Raw genomic sequence first — 24,459 nt, forward strand, 5'->3', positions numbered from 1 at the left:
CGCCGGGGAGTCCCCTGCGGCTTCGGGAGAGGAAGAGCACTTCGGGGATGACTGGCGTCATCGGGGCTCTCCTTCGTGGATACCCCCGGCTTCAGCCGCGCTGAAAGACCGGCAGGCATCGGTTCCCCTGCCCGTGAGGAAGAGCGCCGCCTACGAGGGACGGAGCCGGTCCATCGGTGAAGCACGTGAGTTTGCACACGTGTTCCTCAGCGAGGCGCAGGCCGTCCACATTTCCCCTTCATCGATGGCCATGGCGCAACTCGTCGTGAGCGAGCTGGTGACGAACGCGTGCAAATACGCTCCGGGTCCGTTCCTCCTGGAGCTGGAAGTCGACGAGGAGGTGCTCGCGGTCACCGTGTGAGACACCGACCCCAGCCTCCCCGCGGCTTTGGGAAGCGACCCGGGCCGGGTGGGACGGCTTGGGCTGGAGATCATCCTCGCCGTTTCCCGAAGTGTCGACGCCCGCCGCGAGCCGGTGGGCAAGCGCATCACGGCGCTCCTCGGCCTTACCGGGGATCCAACGGACCTGCTCTGATCGCCGCCGCGTCTCGTACCGCGTCGGCACAGTCCAACAGCATCGTCTCAATCAGGGGTATACAGCGCGCCTACCGAGCCGAGCGGTAGAAATGACCCTATGGCCGCCAGCACTCCTGCATCCGAATCCGACGCCGAGGCGATGGTCAGCGCCCTGCTGACGGCGTCCCGCCTGCTTGTCGCGGTGTCCGCTCGCTCGCTTGCCGCTGTCGAGGACGCTCTGACGCTGCCGCAGTTCCGCATGCTGGTGGTCCTCGACACTCGCGGGGCACTGAGCCTGTCGCAGCTCGCCACCGAACTGGGCGTGCAGCCCTCCACCGCGATGCGCATGCTCGACCGCCTGGAGGCGGTGCACATGGTGGTGCGCGGCTATCTGCCGACGGATCGGCGGACCAGCGTCATTTCCCTCACCGACACCGGACGACGGACCGTGCGCGAGGTCACCGAAGGACGCAGGTCCGAGATCGCCCGGATCGTCGAGGCGATGCCGGCCGGCCAACGGCGCCATCTGATTCGTGCCCTGCAGGCCTTCACCGAGGCGGGCGGCGAGCCCTCCGTGGCCGAGGGAGCGCCATTGCACATCGGCTGGTAACGCGCTGGTCGTGTCAGCCGCAGGCCTGCCGACACGCGGTGCCCTCTCCTGTGAACTGGCCACCGACAGCCACGACCCAGCGGCTCCACGGATCGCCTCTGAGTCCGTCTACTGATCCACCGCATCGACGAAGTTGAGCGGATCGCCACCAGCGGTGACCACGCAGCATGCCGCTACCGATGCATCCGGACCGAAGCCTCGACGGCCGGCCGCGCTCAGGAAGCGGATGCGGCCCCACATAGTCGTCAACGCCTCCAGGAGGCGGCAGACTCTCCACGAGCACTTCGGCGCACAGCAGGATGACAGCCGAGCCGCCCACGGATTGCCTAGACAAACTTTGCACTGTCGAAATCATAGGCACACACACTGCTACCTTTGCATCATGCAAAGAACTCGGGTCGGGAGCAGGCGCAGCAGGGCGCAGTGGGACCTGGTCGTACTCGCCCTGATCGTCGGATTGGGTGCCGGGCTGGGGGCAATCGCCTTCCGGTGGCTGATCCGAACGTTCACGTGGTTGTTCAGCGGCCACCAGGACTACGCGGCGGCAGGTCGCGCGGCGCACCCGCACTTGCCCTGGCTGGGACCCTGGTTCGTCCTGCTCGCGCCGGTGGCCGGAGGCCTGCTGTACGGACCCCTGGTACAGCGGTTCGCCGAGGAGGCCCGCGGCCACGGGGTGCCGGAGGTGATGTACGCCGTCGCACTGCGAGGCGGACGCATCGCGCCGCGGGTGTCCGTGGTCAAGGCCCTTGCGTCGGCTCTGTGTATGGGCTCCGGTGGTTCGGTCGGCCGGGAGGGCCCGATCGTGCAGATCGGATCAGCTCTGGGTTCCGCCCTCGGTGGCGTCCTGAAAGTCCCGGAGAGCCGAATGCGCATGCTGGTGGCCTGCGGCGCCGCCGGCGGTATCGCGGCCACCTTCAACGCGCCGCTGGCCGGGGTGTTCTTCGCGATGGAGCTGATCCTGCGCGATTTCGCCGTGGAGTCATTCGGCGCGGTGGTGATCTCCAGCGTCACCGCAAGCGTCGTCGGCCGGGCAGCTTTCGGTGACACGGCGTTTCTTGCACTGCCCGCCTTCCATGTCGACAACCTCGTCCAGTACCTCCTGTTCGCAGTCCTCGGTGTGGCTGCCGGCGTGGTCGGCCTCGGCTTCACGCGTGTCCTGTACCTGGTCGAGGACGCCTGCGACTGGGCCTGGCGCGGGCCTGAATGGCTTCGCCCGGCCGCCGGCGGCCTGCTGCTGGGCGGAGTGCTACTGGCGCTGCCGGAGATGTACGGAGTCGGCTACCCGGCGCTGGAGAACGCCGTCGAGGGCCGCTACCTCATCGGCTTCGTGCTGCTCCTGCTCGTGGGCAAGGTTCTCGCCACGAGCCTCACCATCGGCATAGGCGGTTCCGGAGGGGTCTTCGCACCGAGCCTTTTCATCGGCGCCATGACCGGGACCGCCTTCGGCATTCTCGTCCACCACCTCAGCCCTGCCATGGGAGGCAACGCCGGCGCCTACGGGCTCGTCGGCATGGGGGCGGCGTTCGCGGGCGCCGCGCGCGCTCCGATCACCGCGGTGGTCGTACTCTTCGAGCTGACCGGCGAATACTCGATCATCCTGCCGATGATGCTGGCCATCGTGCTGGCCACGCTGACCAGTCGCGCCCTGTCCCGCGACACCATCTACACCTTGAAGCTGCGGCGGCGTGGAATCGACCTGGATCAGGCACATCACGACTCCCCGTTCGCCGCCGTGTCCGCCGGCCACGTGATGGAGCCACTGCCGACGCCCCTGCCGGCCGACACGCCGCTCCCGCAGGCCGCCGACTCCCTGGCACTGTCCGGGCACGGCGCCCTGCCGGTCACCGACTGCGAGGGCCGCTACCACGGAGTCGTCACGGCCCGCGCCGTGGCCGAGGCGCTCGCCGTGGCGCGGACAGACCTCAGCCAGAGCCCTGTAACCGTGGAGGATCTGACGGAGGTGCCGCAGGCCGTCACGGATGGGACGCCGCTGTCCGCGGCGTTGCACGCCTTGGTCACCGCCGACGGCACAGGACTGCCCGTACTGGACCACGGAAGCGGCAAGCCCGTCGGCTGGCTCACCCATCAAGCGGTACTGGGAGTCACCGCGACAAACGGGATGTGGTCCCGGCCTATCAGGTAGTAGTCCTCGGCACTGCCGTCCGTCTCCAGACCGCACAGGCGCATCAGCCGCCGCGCAAGGCGAGAGTGCCGCGACGCAGTACTGCCGGGGTCCGAGGGGCGACCCGTTGGTGATCTCGGCGATCAGACTCCGGTACGGCTCCGGAAGCACGACCCTGTGCTCGGATTCCCACACCGAGACGCCATCGTGTCCCAGTGCCAGCTCCCGCCACTCCGTCTCAATGGCGCAGCGCAGGAACTCAAGCGCGGTGCTGCGGCGGATGTGGGGCATGCCGTATGAGATACGTCAAAGCTGCTGGGGTTGCCGTATAGGGGGCGTTAAGGCGGCTGAAATGCGACTGGGTGGATGGGTTTCCTATACGGGTCCGATCCATCTTCGAACTTGATCCAGGAGCTTGCGATGGCCGATGTGGCCTTCGTCGTCGCCACGGTCGCGGTGTTTGCGCTGGTGGCTCTCGTCGCCAAGGGGGTGGCGAAGCTGTGACCGCCGAGAACATCGTCGGCTTGGTCGTGGCGGTTGCCCTGCTGGGCTACCTCGTCCTCGCCCTCATATTTCCGGAGAGGTTCTGAGCCGCCACCATGAGTCCGGTACTTGCTGACGTGCTCGTGGTGATCGCGCTGATCGGCGCGCTTGCCCTCGTGCACCGTCCCCTCGGCGACTACATGGCCGCCGTCTTCCAGTCCGAAAAGCACCTGCGTGTCGAGCGATGGATCTACCGCTCGGTGGGTGCGAATCCCGACGTCGAAATGCGCTGGCCCGCCTATCTCCGTGGCGTGCTGATGTTCTCCGCGGTGAGTGTGCTGTTCCTCTTCTTGCTGCAGCGGGTTCAGGACAAGCTGCCGCTCTCGCTCGGCTTCAAGCCGATCAGCCCTGATCAGGCGTTCAACACGGCCGCCTCGTTCGTGTCGAACACGAACTGGCAGTCGTATTCGGGTGAGGTGGCGATGAGCCATGTCACCCAGACGATGGGCCTGGCGGTGCAGAACTTCGTCTCCGCGGCGGTCGGTATCGCCGTGGCGGTGGCCCTGGTGCGCGGGTTCGCCCGGTCCCGAACCGGAGAGCTGGGCAACTTCTGGGCAGACTTGGTGCGCTGCACCATCCGGATCCTGATCCCGATCTGCGCGGTGGCCGCCGTCGTGCTGATCGCGGCTGGTGCCATTCAGAACTTCGGGGACGTCCACTACGTCACCACATTGACCGGTGACAAGCAGGCGATCAGTCCGGGTGCCGTGGCTTCGCAGGAAGCCATCAAGGACCTGGGGACCAACGGTGGCGGCTTCTTCAACGCCAACTCCGCACATCCGTTCGAAAACCCCAATGGCTTCACCAACTGGCTGGAGATCTTTCTCCTGCTGGTGATCCCGTGCTCGCTGCCGCGCACCTTCGGCCGGATGGTCGGCAGCGTGAAGCAGGGCTACGCGATCGTCGCCGCGATGGGAATCATCTGGTTCGTCGGCGTGGTCGCGGTGACCTGGATCGAGTATGCCCACCCCGGCACCGCCTCACAGTTGGCGGGCGGTGCGATGGAAGGCAAGGAGCAGCGGTTCGGCGAGGGCAACTCCTCGCTGTTCGCGGTATCCACCACGATGACCTCGACGGGTTCGGTGAACTCCTTCCACGACTCCTACAGCGGACTGTCCGGCGGAGTGCTGCTGCTGGGCATGATGCTGGGCGAGATCGCGCCCGGAGGTGTCGGCTCCGGTCTTTACGGCATGCTGATCATGGCGATCATCGCGGTGTTCATCGCCGGGCTGATGGTCGGCCGTACACCCGAATACCTGGGCAAGAAGATCGGCTCGCGTGAGATCAAGCTGGCGGCCTGCTACATCCTGGTGACCCCGGCGCTGGTGCTGGTGGGCACTGCGGCGGCGATGGCGCTGGGCAAGGGTGAGTCGTCGATGACGAACGTGGGCCCTCACGGTTTCTCCGAGGTGCTGTACGCCTATACGTCGGCGTCGAACAACAACGGGTCGGCGTTCGCCGGTTTCGCGGCAAATACCGAATACCACAACACGATGCTGGGCCTGTGCATGCTGCTGGGCCGTTTCGTGCCGATGGTGTTCGTGCTGGCGCTGGCCGGCTCACTCGCGGAACAGAAGCCGGTCCCGGTCACCGCGGGCACGCTGCGCACTGAGAAGCCGCTGTTCACCGGTCTGCTGGTGGGCTCAATCATGATCATCACCGGTCTGACGTTCTTCCCGGCGCTCGCGCTGGGCCCGCTCGCGGAGGGGTTGGCGTCATGACCACCCGCACGCCGAAGACAGAGACAAAGAAGCAGGACTCCATGGCCACTCCCACCCTCGCGCCCCATCAGGACGCGCCTACCGGGCACAAGCCCGGCGGGCGGGTCGGCGGCGGCCTCTTCGACCCCAAGCAGTTGGTCCAGTCACTGCCGGATGCCGTCCTCAAGCTCGACCCACGGGTGATGGTCAAGTCGCCCGTGATGTTCGTGGTGTGGATCGGGTCCGTGCTGACCACCGTGTTCTCCTTCAGGAACCCGGCCGACTGGTTCGGCTGGGCGATCAGTGCCTGGCTGTGGCTGACCGTGGTCTTCGCCAACCTGGCGGAGGCCGTCGCCGAGGGCCGCGGCAAGGCCCAGGCCGACACCCTGCGCCGGGCCAAGACGGACACCGTCGCCCGCCGGTTGGCGGACGGCGCCGAGGAACGCATCCCGGGAACGGAACTGCGCGTCGGCGACCTGGTGGTCTGCGAGGCCGGCGACGTCATCCCGGGCGATGGTGATGTCGTGGAGGGTGTCGCCTCGGTCGACGAGTCGGCGATCACCGGTGAGTCGGCGCCGGTCATCCGGGAGTCCGGCGGTGACCGTTCGGCGGTCACGGGCGGCACGAAGGTGCTGTCCGACCGCATCGTCATCAAGATCACGACGAAGCCGGGAGAGACCTTCATCGACCGGATGATCGCCCTCGTGGAGGGCGCGGCCCGGCAGAAGACGCCCAACGAGATCGCGCTGAACATCCTGCTGGCCTCGCTGACCATCGTCTTCCTGCTGGCAGTGGCCACCCTGCCGCCGTTCGCCGACTACGCCGGTTCCAAGCTCGGCATCGTCGTGCTCGTCGCGCTGCTGGTCTGCCTGATTCCGACGACGATCGGCGCCCTGCTGTCGGCGATCGGCATCGCCGGCATGGACCGTCTGGTGCAGCGCAACGTGCTCGCGATGTCCGGCCGCGCGGTGGAGGCGGCGGGCGACGTGTCCACTCTGCTGCTGGACAAGACCGGCACCATCACCCTGGGCAACCGCCAGGCGTCGGAGTTCGTGCCAGTACGTGGCACCACCGAGGCGGAGGTCGCCGATGCTGCCCAGCTGTCGTCGCTGGCCGACGAGACGCCCGAGGGCCGCTCTGTGGTCATCCTCGCCAAGGAGAAGTACGGGCTGCGCGAGCGCCACCAGGGCGAGCTCGCCAACGCCGAGTGGATAGCGTTCACCGCGCAGACCCGCATGTCGGGCGTCGACGTCGACGGCCGCCAGGTCCGCAAGGGTGCCACTGGCTCGGTCATCGCCTGGGTGAAGGAACACGGCGGCACCGTCGCCGAGGACGCCGGACAGATCACCAACCGCATCTCCGCTGCGGGCGGCACCCCGCTGCTCGTCGCGGTCAAGGACGCCGAAGGTGCCCGTGTGCTCGGCGTGATCCACCTCAAGGACGTCGTCAAGGAGGGCATGCGGGAGCGGTTCGACGAGCTGCGGCGGATGGGCATCCGCACGGTCATGATCACGGGTGACAACCCGCTGACGGCCAAGGCGATCGCGGACGAGGCGGGTGTCGACGACTTCCTGGCGGAGGCGACGCCCGAGGACAAGATGGCGCTGATCAGGCGCGAGCAGGCGGGCGGCAAGCTGGTCGCGATGACCGGTGACGGCACCAACGACGCCCCGGCGCTGGCCCAGGCCGACGTGGGCGTGGCCATGAACACCGGCACCTCGGCCGCCAAGGAGGCCGGGAACATGGTGGACCTGGACTCCAACCCCACCAAGCTGATCGAGATCGTGGAGATCGGCAAGCAGTTGCTGATCACGCGGGGCGCGCTGACCACCTTCTCCATCGCCAACGACGTGGCGAAGTACTTCGCGATCATCCCCGCGATGTTCGCGATCGTCTACCCGGGCCTGGACAAGCTCAATGTCATGCAGCTGTCCTCGCCGGACTCCGCGATCCTCTCCGCGGTCATCTTCAACGCGCTGATCATCATCGCCCTGGTCCCACTCGCCCTGAAAGGCGTCCAGTACCGGCCGGTCAGCGCCGACAAGATGCTCCGCCGGAACCTGACGATCTACGGACTCGGCGGCCTGGTCGCCCCGTTCATCGGCATCAAGCTGATCGACCTGCTCATCTCGCTCATCCCCGGGATCGGGTGAAGGACATGAATACCTCTCTTGCGAACTCTGCCCGCATGGCATGGGCCGCGCTGCGCATGCTGCTCGTCCTCACCGTTGTGACCGGGATCGTCTACCCGGTCGTCGTCACCGGCGTCGGCCAAGCGGCCTTCCACGCCAAGGCCAACGGCTCGATCGTCAAGACCGACGGCAAGGAGGTCGGCTCCAAGCTCATCGGCCAGAGCTGGAACATCAACGGCACCGACAGGCCCGACCCGAAGTGGTTCCAGCCCCGCCCCTCCAACAGCGGCTACGACCCGCTGTCGACCGGCTCCAGTCAGCTTGGCGCCAGCGACCCCACCCTCGTCAAGAACGTCAAGGCCGCCAAGCAGCAGGTCGCCTCATTCAATGACGTACCCGAGTCGAAAGTTCCGGCCGATGCGGTCACCGGCTCCGCCTCCGCGATCGACCCGGACATCTCGCCGGAATACGCGGACATACAGGTCCAGCGGGTGGCCACGGCGAACGGGCTCTCCGTCGCCCAGGTGCAGAAGCTGGTAAAGGACCACACCACCGGCCGCACCCTCGGCTTCCTGGGCGAGTCACACGTCAACGTCCTGGAGCTCAACCTTGCCCTGAGGCAGCTCGCCGAGCAGTGACCGGCTCATCGACAACCACGGCCGGGAGCCGGCGGACCGCACACCGGACCCGCCGGCTCCCGCTGTCACCCCCACTATCTGCCCACCGACAAAGGAAGGTCTCAGGCCGATGACCCGGGTGCTGGTGGTGGAGGACGATCCCCAGCTCGTACGAGCTCTCGTGATCAACCTGCAGGCCCGACAGTACGGCGTCGATGCAGCACCCGACGGCGCCACAGCGCTGCGTCTGGCCGCAGCACGTCAACCGGACATCATCATCGTCGACCTCGGGCTACCCGACATGGACGGCGTCGATGTCATCCGCGCCCTGCGCGGCTGGACACGCGTACCCATCCTCGTGCTGTCCGCGCGCACGGCCTCCGACGAGAAGGTCGCAGCCCTCGACGCGGGCGCAGACGACTACATCACCAAACCGTTCAGCATGGACGAACTGCTGGCCAGGCTACGCGCCGCCGTGCGGCGCACCGAGCCTGCACCACTCACGCCTGAAACAACCTTGGTCAAGACCGGCGCCTTCACCATCGACCTGCTCGCGAAAAAAGCCACCCGGGACGGCCGGGACATCCGGCTCACCCCCACCGAGTGGCATCTACTGGAAATCCTGGTGACCAGCCCCGGCCGACTCGTCACCCACAAGCAACTGCTGCAGGAAGTCTGGAGCGAGTCCCATCGCGACAAGACAAACTACCTGCGGGTCTACATGGCCCAGCTGCGCCGCAAACTGGAAGCCGATCCTGCCCACCCCCGCCACTTGATCACCGAGCCGGGCATGGGCTATCGGTTCGAGGCGTGACAAGCCCGGCACGCGACCGCAGAGACGAAAAGACGATAAACATGACACGCGGCAAGCTTCGGATCTACCTCGGCGCGGCACCGGGCGTCGGCAAGACGTACGCGATGCTCTCCGAGGCACACCGGCGTGTCGAGCGAGGCACGGACTGCGTGGTGGCCTTCGTAGAGCACCACGACCGGCCGCGCACCGAAGTGATGCTGCACGGCCTGGAGCAGCTCCCGCGCAAAAGGCTGCAGTACCGGGGCGCGAGTTTCACCGAGATGGACGTCGACGCAGTGCTGGCCCGCCAGCCGAAAGTAGCACTGGTCGACGAACTGGCCCATACCAACATCCCTGGCTCACGCAACACCAAACGCTGGCAGGACGTCGAGGAACTTCTCGCTGCCGGCATCGACGTCATCTCCACCGTCAACATCCAGCACCTGGAGTCCCTCGGAGACGTCGTCGAGTCGATCACCGCGATACGGCAAAAGGAGACAGTGCCCGACGAGGTCGTACGACGCGCCGACCAAATCGAACTGGTCGACATGTCACCCGAAGCGCTGCGCCGCCGCATGGCGCACGGCAACATCTACAAGCCCGACAAGGTGGATGCGGCCCTGTCGAACTACTTCCGGCCCGGCAACCTCACCGCCCTGCGCGAGCTGGCGCTGCTGTGGGTGGCCGACCGAGTCGACGCGTACCTCAAGCAGTACCGCAGCGAGCACCGCGTCTCAAAGATCTGGGGCTCGCGGGAACGCATCGTGGTGGGCCTGACCGGCGGCCCGGAAGGGCGCACCTTGATCCGGCGCGCGACCCGGCTGGCGGAGAAAGGCGCCGGCGGCGAGGTGCTGGCGGTCTACATCGCCCGCAGCGACGGTCTCACCTCGGCCTCACCAAAAGAACTGGCCCTCCAGCGCACCCTCGTCGAGAACCTGGGGGGCACCTTCCACCACGTCGTCGGCGACGACATCCCGGCAGCCCTGCTCGCCTTCGCGCGCGGCGTCAACGCCACCCAGATCGTCCTCGGCGTCTCACGCCGCAAGAGCTGGCAGTACGCCTTCGGGCCGGGCGTCGGCGCCACCATCGCCCGGGACTCCGGCCCCGACCTCGACGTGCATCTCATCACCCACGACGCGGTAGGCAAGGGCCGAGGTCTGCCCATCGCGCGCGGCGCCCGCCTGGGCCGCGCACGGATCATATGGGGCTGGCTCGCAGGCGTCGGCGGCCCGGCACTGCTGACCCTGCTCCTGACCCACGTCGACGCCAACCTCGGCCTCACCAACGACATGCTGCTGTTCCTGACGCTGACGGTGGCGGCGGCACTGCTGGGCGGCCTCCTGCCGGCGCTGGCCTCTGCGGCGTTCGGCTCAATGCTCCTGAACTGGTACTTCACCCCACCAGTCCACCGGATCACGATCGCTGACCCCAAGAACATCCTCGCCCTGGTGATCTTCGTGGCGGTGGCCGCGTCCGTGGCCTCCGTCGTCGACCTGGCCGCCCGGCGCACACACCAGGCAGCCCGGCTTCGCGCCGAGTCGGAGATCCTCTCCTTCCTCGCGGGTAATGTGCTCCGGGGCGAGACCAGCCTGGAGGCCGTTCTGGAACGGGTCCGGGAAACGTTCGCCATGCAGTCCGCGACTCTGCTGGAGCGCGAGAACGAGACCGCGCCATGGACCGTGGCCGGCAGTGTGGGCCCCGGTGCTTCCAGCGAACGCCCAGAAGACGCCGACGTCGACGTGCCGGCCGGCCACCACATGACGCTGGCCCTCTCCGGCCGGGTCCTGCCGGCAGAGGACCGCCGCGTCCTGGCCGCATTCGCAGCCCAAGCCGCCGTAGTCGTGGACCGCCAACGCCTGCAGCAGGAAGCCGACCAAGCCAAGCTGCTGGCCGAGGGCAACCGCATGCGCACCGCCCTGCTGGCCGCGGTCAGTCACGACCTGCGCACCCCCTTGGCCGGCATCAAAGCATCCGTCACCTCCCTGCTGGCGAACGATGTGGCCTGGTCCAAGGAGGACCAGGCCGAACTCCTCACCGGCATCGAGGAAGGCTGCGACCGCCTTGACCACCTGGTCGGCAACCTCCTCGACATGTCCCGGCTCCAGACCGGAACCCTCGCACCAGTGATCCGCGAAGTGGACGTGGACGAAGTCGTTCCCATGGCACTGGCCGGCGTGCCGGAGGACACCGTAGAACTGGACATCCCCGAGACTCTGCCCATGGTCGTCGTGGACAAGGGTCTGCTGGAGCGGGTCGTCGCCAACGTCGTGGAGAACGCCGTGAAGTACAGCCCTGGCAGGGGGCCCGTACTCGTATCCGGAAGTGCTCTGGGAGACCGAGTCGAAATCCGCATCGTAGACCGGGGCCCCGGCGTCCCCGACGAAGCCAAGGAACGCATCTTCGAACCCTTCCAGCGCTACGGCGACGCCCCGCGAGGTAACGGTGTCGGCCTCGGCTTGGCCGTCGCCCGCGGCTTTGCCGAAGCCATGGGAGGCACCTTGCACGCCGAGGACACCCCCAGCGGCGGCCTCACCATGGTCCTCAGCGTCCCGGCAGCCGGGCGCACACCGCAGAAGGCACCGGATGCGACGGTGTAATTCCGTTCATGAAGGACACTGACCAGCAACAATATCCCCGAGGTAGGGCTGCCCGGACAGATAGTCGAGACGGCGCCGTCATCGGCGGTGGAGTCGCTGTGCTCGCCGACTCCCGCTGCACCCGCAACGTCGGGAGGTCGCATGAAATGGCTGATCACGCTGGTCGGCGCGGGAACCGTCGGGATCATCCTGAGGGATGTGTTCCACACCTTGTGGCACCCCACTCGTCACGGAGGTCTGAGCCGGTTCGTCATGACGGTCCTGTGGAGGCTTTCTTCACGGCTCAGTACACGCCGACGGCAGGCAGGGCTCGCAGGACCGCTCGGCATGGTGACCGTAGTGGCGATGTGGGCCAGCGGCGTAACCCTGGGGTGGGCGCTGATCTACTGGCCACACCTACCAGACGCCTTCTCCTACGCAACCGGCCTGGAACCCACCGAACATGCCGGCTTTGTGGACGCCGTATACGTCTCCCTGGTCACCCTGGCGACATTGGGCCTGGGTGACATTGCACCGACCGCCGGATGGCTGCGCATCGCCGGGCCCCTGGAAGCTCTGGTGGGGTTCGCCCTACTGACCGCGACGGTCTCCTGGATCCTGGGCATCTACCCGGCTCTGGCACGACGGCGGGCTCTCGCGCTGAAAATCTCCCATATTCGAACCACCGACCCCACCAGCGATCAGCTGGACTCCGGCAGCGGCGCCATCCTCCTCGCAGGGCTGGCAACGGAGGTCGGTCGGATCGGCGTAGACCTCCTGCAGTACGCCGAGTCCTACTACTTCCACGACGGTCAGGACACCACATCCCTAGCCGTCCACGCCGAGTACGCGACCGAACTTGCCCAGCGCGGGTGTGCCGCCCACCGTGCTGACGTCCATCTCGCCGCCAACATCCTCACGGCTGCCCTCGACGATCTCGCAGCCGTCCTGGAGCAACGCTTCCTCCACACTGCCGGCACCACCCGCGAGATCTTCCAGGCCTACGCCCGCGATCACGGAGGCGTACCGGGGACATAGCCGCAGTCACGAATGATCAAGGGTTGTCTCCAGCCGGGTGCAGCGCCACCACCCGCTACCAGCACCGGTGAGATGGAAGCGGTGCTGCCACGTAAGCCGATGTGCCCGAGCCGACTGCTGGGATCATTTGAGGTCGGCGACGCCTGAAGACCGCGGGGCCGCTGCGTGGCAGAAGCAGCCCCAGCCCCACAGGCGGATCGCCCGGGCGATGAGCACCCCTGTCCCACTCAGCCGGCTCCTGACGCGTCGCTCCCGTTCGTGAACCTCCATGCCCCGAATACCGACTGTCTTGGTGATGGGAGACCGTGGACACGGGAGGTGCGGTGAGCGGTGGCGGGCGGCGCGACGAGCTGCTGGTGGTGCGCTGCCAGCTCGGGGAGCGGGAGGCGTTCCGTGACCTGGTGCGCGTCTGGCACGCCCCGTTGTGGCGCTATGTGCGGGGCATGGTCGGCGCGCCGCACCTCGCGGACGATCTCGCGCAGGAGGCTTGGGTCGCCGTGCTGCGCGGGCTGCCGGGACTGCGGCAGCCCGAGCGGTTCGCCCCGTGGCTGTTCACCATCGCCCGGCGCACGGTCACCGACCACCTCCGGCAGGCGTACCGGGCTGTGGAGACGCCGGTGGAGGAGGCCGGTGCCGTGGCCGTCGGCGACGACGACACCCTCAGCGGCGTGCTGACCACGATGCAGGTGGAAGCCGGCCTCAACGGGCTGCCACCCCTGGAGCGCGAAGTGCTGATCCTCTTCCATCTGCAGGACCTGCCCCTGGCTGCCTGTGCGGAGGTGCTCGGGGTACCACCCGGCACCGTCAAGAGCAGACTGCACCGCGCGCGCCGCATGTTGCGGAGCGTCCTTGCCGAGAGGGGATACGAGACATGAGCGAGCAGGACCCCGCAGCTCGGCGGGATGTGCCCAGGGAACTCGAGCGCGCGCTTGCCGCGGAGGCCTCGCTGGGCTCCCGGATGCGCCACGTGGCCGTGGGACTGGCGGGAGCATCTGGGGCGGCACTGGTCGCGGTGCTCTGGGCCACCGAGCCGCATCCGCTTCCCGCGCGCACCCAGGCCGTCTTCGCCGCACTGATCGCCATCGGGCTGGCCTGGGCCGCCTTCGCCACCTGGGTGCTGAGCAGGCACCGACCGCTGTTCGCCCAGGACCGGGTGCTGGGAGCGCGGCTGGCGCTCCTGGTCACCGTGGTGACCGGCACGGCAGGGACAGCACTGGCCGCAGCACGCTCCACCGCGGCCGGGACACTGGCCACCGCCCTGACGGGTGCCGTCCTCGTCGCCGCAGCGGCACTCGTCCTCTCCCGGGCCCGGCGCCGCCGCCGCGAACTCCTGCGGCTACGGGACGCGCTGCGACGGGAAACCCCCTGAACCCCTGAAATCCATCCGTCCGGACCCGTCCATGGCTCAAGGAGGCCACCGTGAACTGCAAGATCCCTCCAGTCGGCCCGCTGGCTCTCGTTCTACGCCTCGGCGGCGCGGGCAAGCGCACCCTCTTCCTGGCCACCGTGCTGGCGGGCACAGCTTTGCTGATCGGGATCGGCCTGCTCCTTGCCTGAGCCCTCGAGCGGGCCACGCTCTGGGCAGCGTAGGGGGCTATCCGCAGTTCGGGGTCGCCCGTGGGTCCGCGTCACCAGGGGCGTACGTCCGCCGCGCCATCCCCTCACAGCTCCCACGGCGCCCGTGCGTACAAAGGCGTCAGGTGTTCTCCAGGCCTCCATCGACGGTGAGGACTTGGCCGGTGACCCATTCCACAGCCGGATCCGCAAGTCGGACGACCCAGACGGCGAGTTCCTCCGGCCGACCTCGGCGCCCCAGCGGGATGCGGGCGGCTTCGGCATCCTTGATCTGCTGGACCTCGGCCGGGGAGAGGCCGGAGGCTGCCAGAGCGCTGGTCTCGACGGGCCCCGGAGCGACCGCGTTCACCCGGATCCCGTCCGGTGCCAGCTCCAGTGCCCAGCTCCGGGTCAGGTGCTCGATCGCCGCTTTCGAGGCGCCGTAGTGGCTGGCCAGCGCGAGCGGGCGGTGTCCGAAGGTACTGGCGATGTTGACGATCGACCCTCGTGACTTCTGCAGGTACGGCGGCGCGGCGCCGGCCAGCAGACTGGGGGCGGTGACGTTGGTATCGAGGATCTGTTTGACGCCGTCGTACGTCACCTCGTGCAATGGCATCGACATGAAGACGCCGGCGTTGTTGACCAGGACGTCCAGGCGACCCCATCGGTCCACGGCGGCTCGGACGATCGCCTGGTGGGCCTCCCTCTCTGTGACGTCGCAGCAGATCGTCTCGATGGACTCATGGGCGTCGGCCAGCTCGGCGAGGGCTTGCTCATTGCGGCCGGCACCAAGGACGGCCGCGCCCGCGTCGGCGAAGGACACGGCGACCGAACGGCCGATACCCGATCCAGCACCGGTCACGATCACGACTCGGCCGGTGAAGTCGACTGCGAGGTGATTCGACACGATGAAGCCTTTCAGTTCGCAAAACGTGGAACTGCCGGATCGCCCGGCCCTGCTTCATGCCGCGCTTGAGGCTGTGAGCCTTCGGCATCGCGTCGCGGGCCGGTGCGCGATCCCCCCGTCCCGCACCCGTGCTGACGTTCCGGACCTGATGGACGGTCACGGTACGACGGGTCCCCATCGGTGAGATCTGGCTTCACGCCCTCCCCGCGTGGCGCCCTGCGAGGCCTGCTGCATCCAGGTCCTCTTCGGCCCAGACGACCTTGCCGCTCGGTGTCGCGCGGGACCCCCATCTGCGGGACATCTGGGCGACGAGGAACAAGCCGCGACCGCTCTCGTCACCGGAGCCCGAGCGACGCAGGCGCGGGCAGCTGACACCGGCGTCTGATACCTCGCAGGTGAGGACCTTGTGCTGGATCAAGCGCAGACCGATCGGGCCGCTGCCGTGGCGTGCGGCGTTCGCAACCAGTTCGCTGACGATCAGTTTCGTCGGATCCTCAAGGTCTCCCAGACCCCATTCCGCCAACTGCAGCGCTGCCAAGTGCCGGGCACTGCGGGCGGCGGTCGGGTCGCCGGGCAGCGTCCAGGAGGCGACCTTGGCCGGGCTGAGCGAGTGGGTGCGGACGAGGAGGAGCGTGACGTCGTCCGCAGGCGCCCGGCCAGGGACGATGTCCATCGCGCGGGCGCAGAGGTCTTCCAGGGAGCGTCCCGGTTGTGCCAGGGCGGTGCCCAGACGGCGCATTCCGTCATCGATGTCGTGGTCGCGGGTCTCGATCAGGCCGTCGGTGTACAGGGCGAGGAGACTCCCCTCGGGGACTTCAAGCTCTACGGCCTCGAACGGGGCGTCCACACCAAAGCCGAGGGGGACCCCAGCGGGAAGGTCGGGGAAGGTCACCTGGCCGTGCGGGTCTATCACCGCAGGCGGGGGGTGCCCGGCCCGTGCCATGGTGCACCGGCCGGTGGAGGGGTCGTAGACCGCGTAAAGGCAGGTCGCACCCATCAGCGAGGGGGGCTGGGCGTACTCCTCGGCCAGTCTCTGCACTGTGTCGTCCAGGTGGGTCAGCAGCTCATCGGGGGGCAGCTCCATGTCGGCCAGCGTGTGCACCGCGGTGCGGAGCCGGCCCATGGTCACGGCGGCGTCGATGCCGTGTCCGACCACATCACCCACGACAAGGGCCACGCGAGCGCCGGACAGCTCGATCACGTCGAACCAGTCGCCGCCGACACCGAGGCCGGTGTCCGCGGGCAGATAGCGCGAGGCGACCTCGACCGCCGCGCCGCCCCGCACACCCTGAGGGAGCAGACCGCGCTGGAGCTCGAGAGCCGCGCCGCGCTCACGAGCGTGCTGGCGGGCGCTGTCCAGCGACAGCGCCGCGCGACTCACGAGCTCTTCGGCGAGGAGCAGATCGGTCTCCTGGAACGGCGCCGGATCCTCTGTGCGGACGAACAACGCCACGCCCAGCATGTCACTCTGCACACAGATGGGCACGACCATGACCGAGTGCATGTTGTTCTCGCTGATCTTCCGCGCCCGGGTCGGGTCGTGGTCGGTCCATCTGCCGGGAGCAGCGTCCAGGACCGGCTCCAGATAGGGCCGCCTGGTGCGCAGGGTGTCGGCGAGCGGTGAGGAGGCAGGCACGGGAATCACCTCACCGCGCGCCCATGGGGACTCGGGCACCCCCTCGCGGATGGACGCGAGCCCGGCCCGGCGCAAAACAGGGAGGCCATGCCCCATCGGTACGGTGCCGTCCGCCGCCCCCGCACGGAACGGAACCGACTGCTCCAGGTCGACGGCGACGAAGTCGGCGAAGAGAGGTACGGCGAGGTCGGCCAACTCCTGACTGGTGCGCATCGCGTCCTGTGTCGAGCCCAGACGGGTGCTGCGCTCACTCAGGATGGCGAGCCGCTCGCGCGCCCGCCGGCTTTCGGTGGCATCGACACTGACGGCGCACACCCCCACAACGCGGCCGTCGGCACCTTCGAGGCACGAGTAAAAAGCGGTGACCGTGTGCTCACCGGCAGGACTCGTCGGCAGCCGGGTCTGGTACTCGTGGATGCCAGCCGCGCGGCTGCGCATGACCTGCCGCGTCACCGCCTCGCGGCCGGCTGCCTCGGAATCGGGCAGCGCCCCTGTGAACCGACGGCCGAGCCGCCGATGGCGGGGGACACCGTCCAGCATTTCCATCGTGTCGTTCACCCAGGTGCAGCGCAGCCGCGTATCACGAACGACGACGCCGATCGGCGCGCGGCTGATGAGTGACTCCCGCACCGACCCCTTGGCCGCCGCCCAGGAAAGCTTGCCGACCTCGGTTACGGACACCAGCCAACGAACCGCTCCTCCCTGTCCCCACAGCTTCGAGATCCGCAGGCTCACGTTGAGTAGCCGGCCGTCTCGGTGGAGCAATACCGCTGTGCCCGACCAGCCGTTTCTTGCACGACAGTGGTCGATGAACTCCGCTATTCCCGAGGCTTCTGCGGGAGATGGCAGCAACATCGCGGCGGATCGGCCGACTACTTCCCGGGCGGCGTATCCGAGCAGCCGCTCAGCAGCCTGAGTCCATCCGACGGCCGTTCCCTGTTCGTCGAACATCGCGTTCGCCGATTCCACGCCCTCCTGCGTATTCGCGGCATTGCCGAGCGTCGTCTTCTGGTTCCTGGTCATCGAGTCCGTGTCCTCTCGGCAGAGACAGGGTGATTCGAGGTGCGGCAACACGACACGCGCCTCACCGGGCAGTGGACCCTCACGGTGGTTGATTCATCACCGTTTGCACCTTTTGAGTCTTTGACCGGACGGGACTTCGATCTGTGACACGGCCGTCCGCGATGTCTGGCTCTCGGCCACGCCGAAACGGCGAGGTCGAGGTGAAGCAGCCCGTACTCGCCACCGGCCACGCAACAGGTTGGCTGGAAGCGAGCAAAGGAGGCCAGCTCTGACCGCAGCAGTTGCGGGAGCCACTCCGCCGCGCGCTGACGCCGGGGGCCGGCCTTCCTTCGGGAAGGCCGGCCCCCGGCTCGGCATGAAAGGGTCAGCACATCGGTCTGCGGTCAGCGGGAACTGATCAGCAAGCCGGGTACGACGGTTCGGCCGGTGCGGAACTCGGTGTACGCCCACTGCTCGACGTCGGGCTGCGGACCCACGGGGTTCAGGGTCACCTGTGAGGAAGCGCCCCGCTCCACCTTGGCAGGTGCGGTCAGGGTGGCGTTGTGCCGGTCGGTGTTCCCGGGGATGACGGTCACCCCGAGCCGGTAGGGAACGTCGGGCGAGGTTGCCGTCTGGGCGTGTACGTAGGCGGTGTAGACGCCGGGCTCGGGGAAGAACCGTACGCTGCGCTCGCTGCTGTGCCACGAGGCCCAGCTTCGATCGACCAGCTTGCCGTCCTTGTAGAGGTAGAGGTCGAGATTCGTGTCGGGGTCGTCCGAGGCCGTCTGCACGATCAGTCCGGCCGAGCCGCGCGGCACGACGATCCTCGTGCCTTGAGTGCCCACCCCGCCGGGGGAGAAGACGCCGCCGCTGACGGTGGTCGTGAGCTGCTTGTCCGTCCAGGTAACGGGGATGTACCCGGTGGTGCGGCCGGCCAGCGGTCCGGTGAAGCCCGGTTCCAGGAATCCCTGGCCCTGGCCGCCGGTGCGGCCGAACTCGATTCCCGTGTCGTCGTACGGCCGCGGCGTGAAGCCCCACGGTCGGCCGGCGACTGTCAGGCGCACGCGGTGCCTGGCGCTGCTGAAGACGAGTGAGCCGGTGCTGTAGCGGTCCCAGGTCGCGGTTCCGCGCTCCAGGGTGATGGTCACCGTGGCGGTGGCTCCGGGCTTCACCGAGATCGTCCGAGGGCTGACCGCCACCTTCATCCCGGCGAGCCCGTCGACGTGCGCCGTGTACGTCTCGGTGCGCGTGCCGACGTTGGTCAGCCGTCGCGTGAGCCGCACCGGCTTCGTCCCGTCGTACTCGCGCAGCGCGATCGACGGCAGGTTGATCTCCTTGCCGTCCGGAGTCGCCGCGGCCGCGAAGGTGGTCAGTTCGGCCGCGGAAGGCTCGATCACCAGGCCGGGGTCGTCGGCGGACGAGGTCTGCGGCATGCCCGAGCCCTGGCGGAGGGGGCTGGCCGTGCCCTGGGTGTCCGTGGCGGTCGTCCGCAGTGCCGAGGCGGTCGCGCCGGGCGACCACTTCGGGTGCCGGGTGCGCAGCAGTGCGGCCATGCCGGCCACGTGCGGGGCTGCCATCGAGGTGCCGGAGTAGGCGTCGAAGAGGCGCCCGCCGCCCATCGGCGACACCGCCGCGACCACGTCGATGCCGTCCGCGACGAGGTCGGGCTTCTGGAGTCCGGTGTGCGTCTGGTCGGGGCCGTAGGACGAGAGTCCGGCCACGCTCGGCAGTCCGACGAGGCTGCTGCCGTCCCCGCCCTGGGCCAGCGAGGCGGTCCCGTCGGTACGGTGCGCCCACAGGTAGTTGAAGAGCTTGCCCGCCTGTTCGGCGCTCCACAGGTAGACGGTCGGGAAGTCGTAGATCACGTTGAGGCGCGCGTTGCCGGTCGACTGGAACAGCACCACGCCGACACCGCCGGCGGCCTTGACCGTCGCCACCGCGTCGACGGAGTCGATGAAGTCGCAGGCCACGATCTTGCCCTTGACCTTGGCGGGGTCGAGACTTCCGGACCAGCAGTACTGCGCGCCGTCCTCGAGTGATCCGGCCTGGTCGGCGAAGACGATCGGTGTGCTGCGACGGGACGGCAGTTGGTCCATCGAGGTGCCGACGATGCGGGTGCCGTCGCCGAGTCGTACGGTCGCCTCGTGGGACCGCTCCACGGTCGCGCCGACCGTGGTGACCCAGGGTTCGGCGTTGCTGATCATCCCGGACATGCCGTCGTTGCCGGCGGACGTCGCGACGAAGACCCCGGCGAGGTACGCGTTGAGGAAGGCGTTCCCGATCGGGCTGTTCGGCTGGTAGTCCCCCATCGCCGTGCCGACCGAGTAGTTGATCACCTGGACGCCGTCGGCCACGGCCGCGTCGATCGCCGCGATGATGTCGGCGTCCGTGCCCGAGCCGCCCCACAGTGCCTTGTACACGGCGATCCGAGCGTCGGGCGCCACTCCGGAGATCGCGCCGTAGTCATGCCCGAGGACCATCGCGTGCTTGACGGGAAGACCCGCCGCGGTGGAGGCGGTGTGGGTGCCGTGTCCGTACATGTCCCGGGGCGAGAGGCTCTCCCCCTCGGGCAGCGATCCGTAGGCGCTGAGCCACCCGTCGGCGAAGTACCGTGCTCCGACGATCTTGCCGTTGCAAGCGGTGGCGGGGAAGTCCCTGCTGGTCTGGCAGGTGCCGTGCCAGCCCGCGGGCGCCGCCATGGTGGCGGCGAAGGAGGCGCTCTCCGGCCAGATTCCGGTGTCGATCACACCGATGACCACATTGGAGCCGTGGACCGGTTTGGTCCGCGCCGCCGTCGGCGCCGCCGTCCGCGCCGGCGCCTGTGCGGTGTGCTGCGCCGCTTGCGTGGTCGGGGTTGTCGCCGCGTCGGCCTTCACGAGACGGGCCGGGGTGACCGCCGCGACGCGCGGGTCCTTGGACAGCTTGCCGGCCTGCGCGCTGGTCATTTTGACGGCGAAGCCGTTGAAGGCGGTCGTGTAGGTCCGCTGAGCCCGCACACCGAAGTCGCCGAGTACGTCACGCTGCGCTTCGCCCAGGTGCTGCCGGTACTTCTCGGCCGCGGCCGAATGAGGCTGGAGCTCGTGCCCGGCAGCCGGCCTCGTCGCCGCGAGTCCCTTGACGCCGCCCGTGTACGAAGTGACGGGCGCTTCCCGCAGTCGCACGACGTACTGCCCCTTGATGGTGCCGGGCTGCGCGGCGGTGTGCAGGGCGCCACCGCCCGTGAGGGCGGCTCGGGAGTGGTCGTACTGGCCCAGCTTCAGGTCCGGCAGCGGAGCGCCGGTCTGTGCCGCGGCCGGCCCGATGTTCCCCAGGCCGCCGACGATGGTGGCGAATGCGGTGATTGCCGACGCCACGATTATTCGGCGTCGTCGTCGAAGGCTCGCGCTTGTGACCACGAGTCTCCTCCCATGAAGTCAACGGTGTGAATGCCCGTCACACCCAACCTCCAAGCGATTACGAGAAGATCACATTCGAATGACGATCCGTCTCGCCCGGCGTTGGCGAGGCCGTCTGACGGGGGATTTTTCCCTGCTGCGGCGCGGTGAGTCCCCCGCGACGGGAGCGGCGCCCGGTCGGTCGCCGAGGTACGGGAAGTGAGCCTGCCAAAGCCTTGAGCAGCGATAACTCGGATACGTGTGGCGGTGGTTGAACCCGTGCTCCTGGGTGCTGATCACGGGTTCCCGGGGGGTGGCACGTTGCCGGGGTCCTGAGCGACTTCCGCACCTGACTGCCTGTCGTTTTGCAGACAGGTGTCGGGATGCCGACACCGTGAGAGCGGAATTGCGCCGAAACGCCGCGTCAGTCGTACGCCGGTGTGCGCACGTTACTGGGACGCCGTTCTACTGACCTGGCTCATCTGGCGCCGCACCAGATCGTGCAGTCGGCCGCCGGGGTTGGCCAGCAGGTCCGCGGGGCGGCCCTGCTCGACGACGCGGCCGTCCTCCATGACGACCACGCGATCGGCGTCCATCACCGTGGAGAGCCGGTGGGCGATCACGACACGGCTGGCCCGCAGCCGCCGGGTGCTGTCGATGACGATGCGCTGGGTCTCGTTGTCCAGGGCACTGGTCGCCTCGTCGAGGAAGAGGATTCGGGGCCGCCGGATGAGGGCTTGGGCGATCATCAGGCGCTGGCGCTGGCCGCCGGAGATGGTGCTGCCGCCCGCGATCATGGTGTGGAGACCCATGGGCATGCGCTTGATGTCCTCGGCGAGACCGGCCATGGCGGCCGCCTCCATCGCCTCCTCCTGCGTGTACGCCTCGGCTCCGCAGATGCAGTCGAGGATCGAGCCGGTGAACGGCTGGGCGTTCTGCAGCACCACCCCGCACTGCCGGCGGACCGCGACCTGGTCGAGCGCGGCCAGGTCCTGGCCGTCGTAGAGCACGCTGCCGGAGGCGGGCCGGCCGAAGCCGATGAGCAGGCGCAGCAGCGTGGACTTGCCGCAGCCGCTGGGGCCGACGATCGCCACGAACTCCCCGGGCCCGACCCGCAGGCTGACGTCGTCGAGGACGAGCGGACCGTCGTCGGAGTAGCGGAAGGAGAGGTTGCGGGCCTCGATCGCGCCGGACAGGACGCCGGGCTGGGTGCTGCCGCCGCGCACCTCGGGCGCCTCGTCCAGGATCGGCTTGACCTGCTCGTACATCGGCAGCACCGCCGCGGCCGACAGCAGCGCCCCGGTGAGCTGGGTGACCGAGGTCAGCAGCATGGTCATGGCGGTGCTGAAGGTGAGGAAGCCGGACGCGGACAACGAGCCCCGGGCCGGGCCGGCCAGCAGCATGAACATGATGAGGGAGCAGAGCGGCAGGTAGACCGCGTTGAGGACGGTCGTGATGTTCTTGACGCGGCCCGCGCGCCGCTGCAGCTCCCGGCTGCGGGCGAAGCGGCGGGCCCAGGCGGCGTAGGCGAAGCTCTCCGCGGCGGCGACGCGGAGCTTGGGCAGGCCGCGCAGGGTCTGGAAGGCCTCGTTGTTGAGCTTGTTGCCGAGTTCCACCAGCCGTCGCTGCCAGCGCAGTTCCCACAGCCCGAGGCCCAGGAGCACCGCCCCGATGACGACCAGCATGCCGAGGGCGGCGAGAGCGAGCGGGACGCTGTACAGGAGCAGCAGGACGAGGTTCATCGCGCCGACCGTGGTCGCCTGGACGGCGACCGGGCCGAGCCCGGCGAGCACCCGGCGGATGGCGCTGATGCCCATCGCGGCACTGGCGAGTTCGCCCGTGGAGCGCCCGGCGAAGAACCCGGTAGGCAGGCGCAGCAGGCGGTCCCACACGGCGGGCTGCAGGGTGGCCTCGACGCGCCCCTCGATGCGCAGCACGGTGAGGTTCTGCGTCAGCATGAACGCGGCGCACACCAGGCCGGTGACGGCGACGGCCAGCGAGGCCTGGACGATGAGCCCGGTCTCCGCGTCGGGCACGTACGTGCCCAGCACCTGGCCGGTCGCGATGGGCACGAGCGCGCCGAGGCCGACGGTGACCAGGCTGCTCAGGACGAGGTTGCGCAGATCGCCCGCGGAGCCCCTGAGGCTGAAGCGCAGCAGACGCGTCAACCCGATGCCGCGTTCGGGGAGCGGCCGGTACAGCATGTCCGCGCGCTGCTCGAAGTCCTCCGCGTTGTATTCGGCGACCCGCACGCGGCTGCTGCCGCCCGGCCCGACCGCCTCGTAGCCGCCGCGCCGCCACAGCAGGGCCACCGGCGCGCCGGAAGCGGCACGCCGGCCGACCAGCGGACCGGTGTTCTCCCGCCACCATTGGCCGTCGAGCCGTACCGGGCGGGTACGGATGCCGGAGGTGACGGCGACCCGCTCGACGGGGTCCGTCCGTTCGCTGACGGCGCCGCCGCGCGAGGGTGGGACGAGGGGGATCCCGGCGGCCTCCGCGACCTGCCGGCAGACGGCGTACGTCGCGTCGTCGGAGGCGGCCGCGGTACGCGAGGGAGCCTTGCGGGAGGTGGCGATGGAGGCCAGCAGATCGCGGTCGGCCTGCTCGCGGACGGCCTCCCCGGCCCGGATGCCCGCGGCCGTGCGGTCCTCGTGGGCACGCTCCATGCCCTCGATCCAGCCGTCCAGGGTCGACAGCAGCCGATACTGCTGGTTGACCATGCTCTGCCACATCGCGCCGTCGACGAGCAGGTCGCCCGCCGCCTCCGCGGAGTACGCGGCGCCGTACTGCACGCTGCCCGGAAGGACCGGCAGCCACAGGATGTCGTCGTCGGCGACGTGCTCGCCGTCCATGGTCCGGCCGGCCAGCGGGGCCTCGTACAGCACGCGCTGGCCGCGTCCGACGCCGAGCGCGAAGGCGTGCTCGAGGAGGCTGAGGGGGAGCTCCCGGGTGTCGTGGCCGGCGCCGTACGGGCCCTGCGGCGCCCAGCCGTCGCCGTACCCCGCCTGCTGCGGGTGGGCCGGCCGGTACAGCTCGCGCAGCGGGACGCGGCGCAGGAAGCAGCCCTGCAGCGGGCGGCCGACCAAGGTGTGCCGGGGCCCCTCGACCGGGCCGAGCAGGAGGGCGCCGGGTTCCAGCCGGCCCAGGTAGTGCCAGTGGCCCTGCTGGGCCGCGTCGACCGCGAACAGGTCGAGGGCGCCGGCCACCACGAGCCACAGCACGTGCGGGCCCTCCAGGGGCAGGCTGCGCAGACCGCTGCAGTCGAGGGGGCCGCCGAGCCCGCCGAGCGCGGTCAGTACCGGGTCCTCGGCGGCGGTGCCGGGCTGTACGGGGATCACT

At 68.9% G+C, this 24,459-nt stretch carries 17 protein-coding genes; 13 read left to right on the forward strand and 4 right to left on the reverse strand.

The genetic code is table 11. The features are described from left to right. Positions 1 to 199: 199 nt before the first annotated feature. From ACRWNP_RS15615 to ACRWNP_RS15675, 13 genes are all read left to right on the forward strand, one after another. A complete protein-coding gene (locus tag ACRWNP_RS15615) occupies positions 200 to 361 on the forward strand; it encodes an ATP-binding protein (RefSeq protein ID WP_431961822.1) in 162 nt (53 codons plus the stop codon). 273 nt (positions 362 to 634) lie between these two features. After that, positions 635 to 1,126 carry a MarR family winged helix-turn-helix transcriptional regulator gene (locus ACRWNP_RS15620; RefSeq protein ID WP_431961823.1) on the forward strand — a complete coding sequence of 164 codons (492 nt, stop codon included), beginning with the start codon at positions 635 to 637 and terminating at the stop codon, positions 1,124 to 1,126. 382 nt (positions 1,127 to 1,508) lie between these two features. Next, positions 1,509 to 3,269 (forward strand): chloride channel protein, encoded by a 1,761-nt coding sequence (locus tag ACRWNP_RS15625; protein WP_431961824.1) that lies wholly within the window; start codon positions 1,509 to 1,511, stop codon positions 3,267 to 3,269. Positions 3,270 to 3,748: 479 nt separating this feature from the next. Beyond that, complete coding sequence (kdpF, locus tag ACRWNP_RS15630; RefSeq protein ID WP_016434100.1) at positions 3,749 to 3,838, forward strand: K(+)-transporting ATPase subunit F; 90 nt, start codon at positions 3,749 to 3,751, stop codon at positions 3,836 to 3,838. Positions 3,839 to 3,847: 9 nt separating this feature from the next. Next, positions 3,848 to 5,512 (forward strand): potassium-transporting ATPase subunit KdpA, encoded by a 1,665-nt coding sequence (gene kdpA / locus ACRWNP_RS15635; protein ID WP_431961825.1) that lies wholly within the window; start codon positions 3,848 to 3,850, stop codon positions 5,510 to 5,512. After that, positions 5,509 to 7,644: a potassium-transporting ATPase subunit KdpB gene (gene kdpB, locus ACRWNP_RS15640; protein ID WP_431961826.1), complete on the forward strand. Its 2,136-nt coding sequence runs from the start codon at positions 5,509 to 5,511 to the stop codon at positions 7,642 to 7,644. The genes kdpA and kdpB overlap by 4 nt, the downstream gene beginning before the upstream one ends. 5 nt (positions 7,645 to 7,649) lie before the next feature. Then, positions 7,650 to 8,261, forward strand: coding sequence for a potassium-transporting ATPase subunit KdpC (gene kdpC, locus ACRWNP_RS15645; RefSeq protein ID WP_431961827.1), 612 nt, complete (start codon positions 7,650 to 7,652; stop codon positions 8,259 to 8,261). A gap of 109 nt (positions 8,262 to 8,370) precedes the next feature. Beyond that, positions 8,371 to 9,054: a response regulator gene (locus ACRWNP_RS15650; protein ID WP_431961828.1), complete on the forward strand. Its 684-nt coding sequence runs from the start codon at positions 8,371 to 8,373 to the stop codon at positions 9,052 to 9,054. A gap of 41 nt (positions 9,055 to 9,095) precedes the next feature. Next, the gene (locus tag ACRWNP_RS15655) at positions 9,096 to 11,630 is read left to right on the forward strand and encodes an ATP-binding protein (protein WP_431961829.1); all 2,535 of its coding nucleotides are present in this window, start codon (positions 9,096 to 9,098) and stop codon (positions 11,628 to 11,630) included. A 141-nt stretch (positions 11,631 to 11,771) separates the two neighbouring features. Continuing rightward, positions 11,772 to 12,647 carry a potassium channel family protein gene (locus ACRWNP_RS15660; protein WP_431961830.1) on the forward strand — a complete coding sequence of 292 codons (876 nt, stop codon included), beginning with the start codon at positions 11,772 to 11,774 and terminating at the stop codon, positions 12,645 to 12,647. Between the two features lie 323 nt (positions 12,648 to 12,970). Then, complete coding sequence (locus tag ACRWNP_RS15665) at positions 12,971 to 13,522, forward strand: RNA polymerase sigma factor (protein ID WP_431961831.1); 552 nt, start codon at positions 12,971 to 12,973, stop codon at positions 13,520 to 13,522. Beyond that, positions 13,519 to 14,016 (forward strand): transmembrane transport protein, encoded by a 498-nt coding sequence (locus ACRWNP_RS15670; RefSeq protein WP_431961832.1) that lies wholly within the window; start codon positions 13,519 to 13,521, stop codon positions 14,014 to 14,016. The genes ACRWNP_RS15665 and ACRWNP_RS15670 overlap by 4 nt, the downstream gene beginning before the upstream one ends. Before the next feature lie 50 nt (positions 14,017 to 14,066). Continuing rightward, a complete protein-coding gene (locus tag ACRWNP_RS15675; protein WP_431961833.1) occupies positions 14,067 to 14,204 on the forward strand; it encodes a hypothetical protein in 138 nt (45 codons plus the stop codon). Between the two features lie 139 nt (positions 14,205 to 14,343). Here the strand turns inward: ACRWNP_RS15675 and ACRWNP_RS15680 are convergent, their stop codons facing one another. The 4 genes from ACRWNP_RS15680 to ACRWNP_RS15695 form a co-directional block, all read right to left on the reverse strand. Next, the gene (locus tag ACRWNP_RS15680) at positions 14,344 to 15,108 is read right to left on the reverse strand and encodes an SDR family NAD(P)-dependent oxidoreductase (protein WP_431961834.1); all 765 of its coding nucleotides are present in this window, start codon (positions 15,106 to 15,108) and stop codon (positions 14,344 to 14,346) included. Positions 15,109 to 15,301: 193 nt separating this feature from the next. Then, on the reverse strand, positions 15,302 to 17,767 hold the full coding sequence (locus ACRWNP_RS15685) for a SpoIIE family protein phosphatase (RefSeq protein ID WP_431961835.1): 2,466 nt from the start codon (positions 17,765 to 17,767) through the stop codon (positions 15,302 to 15,304). A gap of 383 nt (positions 17,768 to 18,150) precedes the next feature. Continuing rightward, positions 18,151 to 21,099 (reverse strand): S8 family serine peptidase, encoded by a 2,949-nt coding sequence (locus tag ACRWNP_RS15690; RefSeq protein ID WP_431961836.1) that lies wholly within the window; start codon positions 21,097 to 21,099, stop codon positions 18,151 to 18,153. Between the two features lie 470 nt (positions 21,100 to 21,569). Next, a complete protein-coding gene (locus ACRWNP_RS15695) occupies positions 21,570 to 24,458 on the reverse strand; it encodes an NHLP bacteriocin export ABC transporter permease/ATPase subunit (protein WP_431961837.1) in 2,889 nt (962 codons plus the stop codon). Between the last annotated feature and the right edge of the window lies 1 nt (position 24,459).

The organism is Actinacidiphila sp. bgisy160 (assembly GCF_965342435.1).
GTDB lineage: Bacteria > Actinomycetota > Actinomycetes > Streptomycetales > Streptomycetaceae > Actinacidiphila.

Bases quoted from the DNA above. Each gene is read 5' to 3' on its own strand.
- ACRWNP_RS15620 (WP_431961823.1), top strand. From the start codon at position 635: ATGGCCGCCAGCACTCCTGCATCCGAATCCGACGCCGAGGCGATGGTC.
- ACRWNP_RS15625 (WP_431961824.1), top strand. From the start codon at position 1,509: ATGCAAAGAACTCGGGTCGGGAGCAGGCGCAGCAGGGCGCAGTGGGAC.
- kdpA (WP_431961825.1), top strand. From the start codon at position 3,848: ATGAGTCCGGTACTTGCTGACGTGCTCGTGGTGATCGCGCTGATCGGC.
- kdpB (WP_431961826.1), top strand. From the start codon at position 5,509: ATGACCACCCGCACGCCGAAGACAGAGACAAAGAAGCAGGACTCCATG.
- kdpC (WP_431961827.1), top strand. From the start codon at position 7,650: ATGAATACCTCTCTTGCGAACTCTGCCCGCATGGCATGGGCCGCGCTG.
- ACRWNP_RS15650 (WP_431961828.1), top strand. From the start codon at position 8,371: ATGACCCGGGTGCTGGTGGTGGAGGACGATCCCCAGCTCGTACGAGCT.
- ACRWNP_RS15655 (WP_431961829.1), top strand. From the start codon at position 9,096: ATGACACGCGGCAAGCTTCGGATCTACCTCGGCGCGGCACCGGGCGTC.
- ACRWNP_RS15660 (WP_431961830.1), top strand. From the start codon at position 11,772: ATGAAATGGCTGATCACGCTGGTCGGCGCGGGAACCGTCGGGATCATC.
- ACRWNP_RS15670 (WP_431961832.1), top strand. From the start codon at position 13,519: ATGAGCGAGCAGGACCCCGCAGCTCGGCGGGATGTGCCCAGGGAACTC.
- ACRWNP_RS15685 (WP_431961835.1), bottom strand. From the start codon at position 17,767: ATGACCAGGAACCAGAAGACGACGCTCGGCAATGCCGCGAATACGCAG.